At 61.9% G+C, this 6,406-nt stretch carries 5 protein-coding genes; 2 read left to right on the forward strand and 3 right to left on the reverse strand.

What is annotated here, in order from left to right; genetic code table 11:
- Positions 1–133 precede the first annotated feature (133 nt).
- Genes mksF through mksB form a run of 3 tightly spaced genes read right to left on the reverse strand, consistent with a single transcriptional unit; the run spans position 134 to position 4,942 of the window.
- Positions 134–2,974, reverse strand: coding sequence for an Mks condensin complex protein MksF (gene mksF, locus F8N49_RS24160; RefSeq protein WP_041480021.1), 2,841 nt, complete (start codon positions 2,972–2,974; stop codon positions 134–136).
- Positions 2,971–3,672 (reverse strand): Mks condensin complex protein MksE, encoded by a 702-nt coding sequence (mksE, locus tag F8N49_RS24165; RefSeq protein WP_016773189.1) that lies wholly within the window; start codon positions 3,670–3,672, stop codon positions 2,971–2,973. Before mksE ends, mksF begins: the two co-directional genes overlap by 4 nt.
- Positions 3,662–4,942 carry an Mks condensin complex protein MksB gene (gene mksB / locus F8N49_RS24170; protein ID WP_160768349.1) on the reverse strand — a complete coding sequence of 427 codons (1,281 nt, stop codon included), beginning with the start codon at positions 4,940–4,942 and terminating at the stop codon, positions 3,662–3,664. Before mksB ends, mksE begins: the two co-directional genes overlap by 11 nt.
- 243 nt (positions 4,943–5,185) lie before the next feature.
- On the opposite strand from mksB, the gene F8N49_RS24175 reads away from it, so the two are divergent.
- Positions 5,186–5,932, forward strand: coding sequence for an energy transducer TonB (locus F8N49_RS24175; protein ID WP_151552874.1), 747 nt, complete (start codon positions 5,186–5,188; stop codon positions 5,930–5,932).
- Positions 5,925–6,377, forward strand: a complete 453-nt coding sequence (gene rimI, locus F8N49_RS24180) for a ribosomal protein S18-alanine N-acetyltransferase (protein ID WP_076564123.1) — start codon at positions 5,925–5,927, stop codon at positions 6,375–6,377. The genes F8N49_RS24175 and rimI overlap by 8 nt, the downstream gene beginning before the upstream one ends.
- Positions 6,378–6,406: the final 29 nt, after the last annotated feature.

Consider the following 6,406-nt stretch of genomic DNA (forward strand, 5'->3'; position numbering starts at 1 on the left):
TTTGTATGCCTTTCTATGTGGGAGCGAGCTTGCTCGCGAAGAGGCCCTCTGATTCAACCCAAATCCCAGGCGATAAAAAAGGGCCGCGATCCCAGCAGATCGCGGCCCTTTTTATGCCTTCAGCTAAAGCCGATCAAACCGCATCCAGCTCCGGCTCATCGGCCTGCACATTCAGCGTGGCCTTGACCACATCATGGCGGCGGATGTACTTCCAGTCCGCTTCATCGATGTAGATCCCGGCCGGGCCGCTGCCGCCTTCCAGGTCGATTGCGACACTGGCGCAGACCTGCGGCTTCACACTTGCGAGAATCGGCACGAAGCCCAGTTGCAGACTGGTTTCCAGCAGCGCCGCCTGGTTCTTCTCATCGATGTCCGCCGCCTCGTCGAGGTAGTACGGCAGACGCACGCGGCCGGCCAGGTCGCGATCCATCAAGTGCAGCAACAAGTACATGTTGGTCAGCGCCTTGATGGTCATGGTCGTGCCGTTGGAGGCCGCGCCGTCGATGTCGGTGTGGATGACTGGTTGACCATTGACCTTGGTGATCTCGAAAGCCAGTTCGAACAAATCCTTGAGGCCGAGCTGGTTGTGGTTCGCTGCCACCAGCCGCGCCAGATATTCCTTGGCCTCTTCGTTCTTGTTGTCCTGCTCGGCGCTCTGGCTGAGGTCGAACACCGACAGGGTTTCGCCTTCCTCATATTGCCCGGCGCTGTGGATGATCTGGTCGATGTGCTTGAGCGCTTCCTTGTTCGGTGCGAGGACGATGCGGAAGCTCTGCAGGTTGGAGACCTGGCGCTTGTTGATCTCGCGGTTGAACAGCGCCAGTTGATGCTCGAGGCTGTCGTAGTCGCTGCGGATGTTGCGCAGGGTGCGGGCGATATCGGTGACCGCCGCGCGCCGCGCCTTGCCCAAGGTCAGCGCTTCATCGGTGCGGTGTGCGTAAGCGTTGATCAGCAGCGACAGACGCCGCTCCATGTCGTCTTCGCTGTCGAACTTGGCCACGCCTTTGAGACGGACCTGCGCATACAGCGCCTCGATCTGCCCATCGGCACGCAGCAGACCCTGCCAGCTGTCCTGATAGTCGTTGAGCAGCGGCAGCAGGTTGTCCATCGAATCGTCGACAGGATCCATGAACGGCGTGCCGAACGGCAGATCCGCTGGCAGCAACTGACGACGACGCAGCGCATCGTCGAGCGTGCGTTGCTTGGCTTCCATGTCGGCGATCTGACGGCCGACCAGTTGCAGCTTGGCCGACAGTTGCTGGACGCGCTCGGTGAACGCATCGCTGGAGCGCTTGAGCTCATCCTGCGCGGCTTCCATCTGCGCCAGTTGCTCGAGCTTGTCGCTTTCTTCGGCGCTCAGCGTCTGGGTGCGACGGAAATCTTCCAGCGCCTTCTGCGCGTCCAGCACCTGCTGGTACAGCGCTTCGGTCTGGGTCTTGCTCGCGGCGCGGTCGGCGGCCACGGCCTGCTGGGTTTTCAGTTGCTTGAGCTCTTTTTCCAGACGCTCTTTCTGATCGCGCAACGCGGCGCGGTCAGCCAGAGCCTGCAAGGCCGGCGGCTCAATGTGCGAGATGTCGATCGACAGGCCCGGCACTTCGAAGCGCTCGCCCTTGAAGCCATCAAGAATCAGCTCCACGGATTTCACCCACTCACCGTTCTCGTCGAGGGTGATGCCGTGTTCGCCCAGCGGCAGGCTGAACAGCGCGCTGTTGAACAGACGCATCAGGCGCTCGACGTCCTGTTGCGAGAACTCTTCGCGCAGGCGGGCGTAGCTGTTGTTGTCGGCGTGATCGAGTTGTTGCTTCACCGACTTCAGGCGTTTTTCCAGATCGCGCAGACGCTCTTCGAGATCTTCGGCGCTGAACTGACGCGACTGCGCCAAGGCACCGGCCAGTTCGTCGTGTGCATCCTTGGCCGCGAGCAATTGTTGCTCGAGCACTTTGACGTCATCGACCAGGGCGAAGCGGTTCTTCAGCACCGACAACTCGCCGAGCCAGCGCTGAATACCGGAAATTTCCCGTTCCAGACGCATCAGTTCCTGAGTACCACCGCGTTGATCGTTCTGCAGATCGTCCTGCTCGCGACGGTAGTGCTCGGCCTGAATGGTCAGTTCTTCCTTGCGCGCCGTGGCGTAGTCCGACCAGGTGCCGAGCAAGGAGTCGAGCAGCGGCGACAGGCGATGCAGTTTGCCGCGCAGCACGTCGCGCTGTTTCACGCCGTTGGCCAGCGCTTCAACCAACGGGCCGGCGGCGACCAGCGAGTTGTAGTCCTGCTCCATGCGCCGCACGTCGCGGAAGGCTTCTTCGCACGCGGCGATGTAATCGACGCTGCCCGAACGCAGGCTGTGCTCGAAAGCATCGAGGAACAGTTGCTTGAGCTTGGCCGCGGTGATTTCGCGCATGTGCAGCAGGTTGATGAACAACGCGCGGAATGTCTTCAGGCTCTGCTCGCTGGTGGAGCGCAGCGGGATCAGGGTCAGGTCGAGCGGGATTGACGTGTGGCCGCCAACCAGCAAGCGGCGCAGTTCATCCGGCTTGAGTTCGTAGGCTTTCAGGCCTTCTTTTTCGAGATTGCTGAACAGTTCTTTCTGGCGCAGGCAGGTGTCGTTTTTTTGGTAATGCGCCAGGTCGAGCTTACCGGCGTAGGCGAAGAACTGGTGCCCGAAACCGCCGCCCGGGCCGCGACCGACCACGCCGATCACGTGGGGGCCGTGGGGCAGGTTGACTTCAACGAGGATGTAACTGGTGTCGGAGGCGAAGTAGAAGCGCCGCGATTGTTCGAGGCTGTACTTGCCGAAACTCATGTCCGACATGCGCGCCAGAATCGGGAACTGCAAGGCGTTGATCGACGCTGATTTCCCGAGGTTGTTCGCGCCGTAAACCGACAACGGTTCTTCCAGCGGGAACAGACCGAGGCTGTAACCGGCGGTGTTCAAAAGGGCAAAGCGGCGGATGCCGTAGCGTTCCTGGCTCATGCATCGGACTCCTGTTCTTCGGCAATGGCGCGGGCCAGTGCGTCTTCTTCGCTTTCTTCTTCAAATTCGGAAAGATCGAGCGGATCGTCGGTTTCGAGGAATTTTGCTTCAGCTTCTTCGTCGATCAGCACCGGCGCCGGCAGCGGCAGAACGCTGTGGACGCTGGCTGCCAGGTCGCGGTCCTGTTGTACCGACAGGCACACGTCGAGGAAACGGTGCATCGGCGGCAGGAAGCGGTAGACACCGTTTTCTTCGCCGGCGAAACCGAGCTGAGTCATGCGGCGCATGATTTTTTCTTCGAGTTCTTCGACGGTCTGCACTTCGGCCTGGATGAACAGGTCGCGATACTTGTCCAGCAGCGACGGCAATTCTTCCCGGCCGAGGCTGCCGCCGTCGAGCACGGCGATCGGGTCGCGGCCCTGATCGGCCAGGTGCTCGACGAGGATGAAGGTGAACAGCGCCAGACGCTGGGCGGTCTTGTTCACCGCTGCGGCGGCCATGTCCGGCACGAAGTAGTAGAAACCACGGGTGTCGCAGACCAGTTCAAAGCCCAACGCCTTGAACAGCGTGCGGTACTGGTCCTGGAAATTCGACAGTTGTGCGTACAGCTCGGGATCACGACGGCTGACGTGGTAACCCTTGAACAACTCGCGGAAGATCGGCGCCAGTTGCGACAGTTCGGAAAGATCAAGATGCATTTGGGATGCTCGCAGAATCCTCGGCGGCGGTGTCGCTGGCCGAGAGCAGGGCGAAGGAGCGCAGGCTGACCTGGTGCTCGTGAGTGTGGTATTCGCGGCGTTCCAGACGCTCGCGCTTGAAGCGTTTTTCCCGCGACAGGCGCGAGAACCAGTAAAGCAACTCGTCGGTGGCGCCGTCCGGTTCCTGCTCCAGCAGCCAGGTCATCAGATCCGGCATCGGCAGCGATTCTTCGCAACGATCGACCATCTCGCGCACGGTGCGCGGTGCACGTGGAGCGTCGCCCGCCTTCTGGGTTTTGTGCGCCTTGGGGAAGCGCGCCGGTTTCGGCTCGAAACGCGCCAGCGCATAAACGTAGGCTTCGACCTGACTGGCGCTGCCTAGGAAAGTGCTCTGTGGGCGGGTGAACAGCGGCATCGCCGCTTGCGGCACGGCGTCGATGCCTTTACGCCGGATCGCCGCCAGCGCCAGTGCGGCGCCACGGGTCACGGCGTTATGCCGACGCGCTTCTTCACGCAACGGCAGCAGCAGTTCGCGGGCATGGCGCAGGGTCAATTGCGCGCTGGTCTGCATTTCGAGGATGCGCGCGTGGGTGCGCAGGAGCATGTCGTCATCGACCAGATGGCCGAGACGCTGCTGTTCGCTGAGCATCTTCAGTAGCACCGTTTCGACCTTGCGCACGCCTTGCTCGAAGGCACCGTCGGCGTTGACCAGATCGATCATCGGCTCGACGTATTCGTCCCACGTCGCCAGTACTTCGGCGTAACGCTGACGCAGCGGAATCTGCCGGTCGCTGGTCTTCGCCCGTTCGGCGACTGCCACCAGGGCCTGTTCATCGTTGTCGAGTTTCTTCAGTACGTCGCGCACGCGCATGTCGAGCAAGCGCAGCTGGCGCGCCAGATCGTTGCCGTCACGAACGTCGAAAGCGTCCTGGATATAACCGGCCAGACGCTCCAGGTGACGCAAATAGGCTTCGATTTCCAGGCACAGACCGAGGCGGTGTTCGCGGCGCAGGTAGGCGAGGAAGTCGTGGATCTGCGCGTTGAGCTCGAAACGGTTCGGGCTTTTCGCCACCGGAACCAGAATATCGAGGCGAATCCACACGTCGAGCAGGCTGGTGATGTCCTGCGGCGTGCTGTCGAGTTGTTGGGCGGCCAGTTGCGTGCGCAGTTCGTTGAGGCTCAGGGTGCCTTGGTCGAAGTGCTCGCACAGTGGCTCCAGAAGTGCCCAGTGTTCAGCGAGGGCGCGCAAGACGCGCTTGGGTTCGATCATCGGAATGGCCGGCTGGTTGGCGATTAAAAGCGGCGATTGTACTGCATCACAGGCGCGGCGATTCACTCTCGGGACGGGCTGTCGCATTCTTTGCCCAAAGGGCAGCGGCGCAGCGCAGCGCGGGGTATCGAATCAACAGCGAGCGATCTTGTGCGAAGGGCGGTAGAATCAGCGCACTTTTCGTTATCCACAAGTGGCCGACCTTTGCTTATCGAGTCCCGCCGCCGCGCCTATTTGAACGCCATGCAGGTGGTCAACTGGCTGCCGCGCACCGAACTGCCTTTCGCCGCACCGTCGCGGCCCGAGCTGTTGGAGATGCCCGAGCCTGAGCTTGAGGTGCCGGTCGTTCCGGCGCCTCTGGCTGAAGCACCGGCGCAGCCTGCCGCGCGTCAGGTCGAGCGGCCGAAAATCGAGGTGCCGCGTCCGTCGCTGGCCAGTACCCGCAACGGCGCCAAACCGGTGGAAGAAGTCGACGACACGCCGGTGGTGGTCAAGCCTGCGCCAGTGCCGCCGCCGCGTTTCGCCCTGCAACTGCTGCGCGCCGGGCGCTGCCTGCTGCTGGTCGAGTTACCCACAGGCGAAGCGTTTCAGAGTCGCGATCCGGCCTACCTGCTGCTCAAGGATATGCTGCGCGCCGCCGGTTTGCCGGATGCGCCGCAGATCGTCGGCGAACCGGTGCGCTGGCCTTGGCTCAATCGCGGCACGCTGGATCAAGGCCCGGAAGCGGCGCGCGACTTCGTGCAAGGCTTCCTCTCGGTGCAGATGGAAGCGGCGCCCTGCGCCTGTCTGTGGCTGATCGGCCTGCCAGCGGTGAAGTTTGCCGGGGAAGCGGACGCCGAAGCGTTCAATCGTGAATTGCAGATCGAAGGTCTGGGCCTGGCCTGGGCGATTCCCGGTCTGGAACTGTTAATGGAAGAGCCACAGCGCAAGGCCGCTGTGTGGCAAGCCATGCGTCGGCTGATGGCGCGCTGGAAACAATCCGATGAGTGAGGCTGTAACCTTTCGCCCGATGACCGAGGCGGATCTGGACGCTGTGTTGAAGATCGAATACGCCGCGTACAGCCATCCGTGGACCCGGGGGATTTTTCTCGATGGCCTGGGCAAATACCAGATCTGGCTGATGTTCGAAGGGCAGCAGCAGGTGGGCCACGGTGTGGTGCAGATCATTCTTGATGAGGCGCATCTGCTCAATATCACCGTCAAGCCGGAAAATCAGGGGCGCGGGTTGGGCCTGACGTTGCTCGAGCATCTGATGTCGCGAGCGTACGCGGCTGAAGCGCGGGAGTGCTTTCTCGAAGTGCGCGACAGCAACACGGCTGCGTTCAGGTTGTATGAGCGTTATGGCTTCAACGAGATTGGCCGGCGTCGTGATTATTATCCGGCGGTGGGTGGGCGTGAGGATGCGGTGGTGATGGCCTGTACCCTGGTGGACTGAAGCCATGTAGGAGCTGCCGAAGGCTGCGA

Origin of the sequence: Pseudomonas sp. GXM4 (assembly GCF_008923895.1) — a bacterium.
Lineage (GTDB): Bacteria > Pseudomonadota > Gammaproteobacteria > Pseudomonadales > Pseudomonadaceae > Aquipseudomonas > Aquipseudomonas atacamensis.